At 68.2% G+C, this 2245-nt stretch carries 3 protein-coding genes and 1 pseudogene; 2 read left to right on the top strand and 2 right to left on the bottom strand.

Going from position 1 to position 2245, the window contains the following annotated elements; all coding sequences use genetic code 11:
• Positions 1–557, top strand: a 557-nt coding sequence (locus E3T34_RS07590) for a C40 family peptidase (RefSeq protein WP_166785860.1), incomplete at its 5' end; no start/stop codon positions are given.
• 231 nt (positions 558–788) lie between these two features.
• On the opposite strand, the gene E3T34_RS07580 is transcribed toward E3T34_RS07590, so the two are convergent.
• A complete protein-coding gene (locus E3T34_RS07580) occupies positions 789–1307 on the bottom strand; it encodes a DUF6671 family protein (RefSeq protein WP_134342633.1) in 519 nt (172 codons plus the stop codon).
• Between the two features lie 208 nt (positions 1308–1515).
• On the bottom strand, positions 1516–2007 hold the full coding sequence (locus E3T34_RS07575; protein WP_104102469.1) for an inorganic diphosphatase: 492 nt from the start codon (positions 2005–2007) through the stop codon (positions 1516–1518).
• 45 nt (positions 2008–2052) lie between these two features.
• On the opposite strand from E3T34_RS07575, the pseudogene E3T34_RS07570 reads away from it, so the two are divergent.
• A pseudogene (locus E3T34_RS07570) lies at positions 2053–2245 on the top strand (tRNA(Ile)-lysidine synthetase); the annotation flags it as partial.

Genomic DNA, 2245 nt, shown 5'->3' with positions numbered 1-2245 from the left:
CGGCGGCCCAGCCCGCGCCCCAGCCCGCAGCACAGCAGCCCGCTTCACGGCCGGTCACCCCGGCCCAGGCGGCCCAGCCCGCTGCCGCGGCAGCTCCTGCGGCTCCGGCCCCGGCAGCTCCTGCGGCTCCTGCGACTCCGGCCCCGGCGGCTCCGACCACCGCGGCCCGGGCCCCGAGCGCCGGAGCGGTCGACACGGCGCTGTCATTCGCCACCCAGCAGCTCGGCGACCGCTACGTGCTCGGCGGCTCCGGGCCGAACGTCTGGGACTGCTCGGGGCTGACCAAGGCCGCCTACGCGGCGGCGGGCATCTACATTGGCTCGCACTCGGCCACCAACCAGTACCGCACCATGGCCAACGAGGGTCGCCTGGTGCCCTTCAATCAAGCTCAGCGCGGCGACCTCGTATTCTGGGGCGGTGGTGGCGACTACTACCATGTGGCTATCTACGTGGGCGGCGGCAAAATCCTCGAGGCCCCGAACCCGTCCTCGCCCGTGCGCATCCACGGCATCTGGTCTGCGGGCGACGTGGCTCCCTACGTGGGACGACCCGGCTGACCGGCGAAACGGATCACCGGGTTGTCGGGTGCGCGGGCATCCGGGGCGTGTCTGCGAATTCGTGTCACCACACCACGATGGCGCTCAGGACAGCTCCGCCCCGGTAAGTGAGGGCGGGTTTGTCGTGGCGAGTGGCAAGTCCGCGCCACAGCTTGCGGGTGTGGCAACCCGGCGTCGCCGCTCGAGGAGCGCGGGGACGAACGAGGCGGCAGCACGTGTGGGGTCGCCACTTCATGGGTTGCAGCAGTCGCACCATTCTGGGGCTGCCAGTGCGTGATTTCGTGGTGGTCGGATCTGGTGAGTCCACCGGCCGCAACCGTGGATATCGGCTGTGATGGCCTGGGTTGCCGATCCGCAGAAGGAGCAGGGCAGGCCGTGTTCGACGTCGACGTGGCCAAACCCGGGCGCCCGGGAGGCCGGACACTCGGTTGAGAGACGCTGGGCCATTTTCTCGCACAGTGCTCGGATGGCTGCGGCGCGGGATGGTGCCTTGTGGGCGCGGTAGTCCGGAAGTATCGCAACGGATTGGTGCTGTTTCAGAAGTGCTTCAGCGGTGTCGCCGAGGATCTCGAATTGGGTGATGCTTTTGTGGGTGACCGTGTGGTTCTTCTGTGTGCCGTGCAGGATCACGCCCTGGTCCAGGAAGCCGATAGCCGACGCGAACGTGATGGCTTCGCTGGCGCTAACGATGTGTCGTCTTCCGGCCACTGGCGAGGTGCTGACGCTGCCTTCGGCAATCTCCGGGCCCAAGGTGGTTCACGTCCCGCCGGGCGACTGCATCCCGGCGGGCACGCGGGCCCGGTGTGGCTGGACATCGGCGGGATGATCTCCGGTCTGCGCGTGATCTCGGCCCGGGACGAGTCCCGGCAGCCCGCCCTCACTCACGCCCGCCCTCACGGCAGTACGAGTCACGGGTCGACTCTGCCGACAATCCTCACCGGACTGAAGGAGACGCGTCCTAGTGGCCCTCTTCCGCCAGTTTCGTGAGGCCGTCGCGCACGATCTGGTCGGCCTCCGCGGCGTCGCCCCAGCCCTCGGTCTTGACCCATTTGCCGGGTTCGAGGTCCTTGTAGTGCTCGAAGAAGTGCTCGATCTCCTTGCGGGTGTACTCCGGGATGTCGGTGACGTCCTGGATATAGTCCCAGCGCGGGTCGCCCGCGGGAACCGCGATGACCTTTGCGTCTGAGCCGCCGTCATCCGTCATATTGAACACGCCGACCGGGCGAACCGACAGGCCGACCCCTGGGAAAAGGGGAAACTCGATCAGGACCAGGACGTCGACCGGGTCGCCGTCGAGTCCCAGGGTGTTCTCGAAGAAGCCGTAGTCGGTCGGGTACACGAAGCTCGTGTAGAGAACCCGGTCCAGGTACACCCGCCCGGTCTCATGATCGACTTCGTACTTGTTGCGGCTCCCGCGAGGGATTTCGATTACTGCGTCGTATGCGGCCATGGCCTGGTCTCTCCCTTGTTCACAGTCTGTCGATAACGTTACTGGATGGAGTCCCCACGCCGCCCGAGGCTCACCCCGGCGATCGCCGATGTGCGCCGCCATGTACGCACCCTGCTCACCGAGGCCGGCCCGGCCCGCGGCGGCGGCCTGGTGCTGGTCGGCCTCAGCGGGGGAGCCGACTCGCTCGCCCTGGCCGCAGCCACCGCTTTCGAGGCGCCGCGCGCGGGCCTGCGCGCCG

The organism is Cryobacterium sp. TMT1-62 (assembly GCF_004403145.1).
GTDB lineage: Bacteria > Actinomycetota > Actinomycetes > Actinomycetales > Microbacteriaceae > Cryobacterium > Cryobacterium sandaracinum.
Note: the sequence above shows the minus strand (reverse complement) of the source record. Positions and strands in the feature narration are given on the sequence as shown.

Bases quoted from the DNA above. Each gene is read 5' to 3' on its own strand.
- E3T34_RS07575 (WP_104102469.1), bottom strand. From the start codon at position 2,007: ATGGCCGCATACGACGCAGTAATCGAAATCCCTCGCGGGAGCCGCAAC.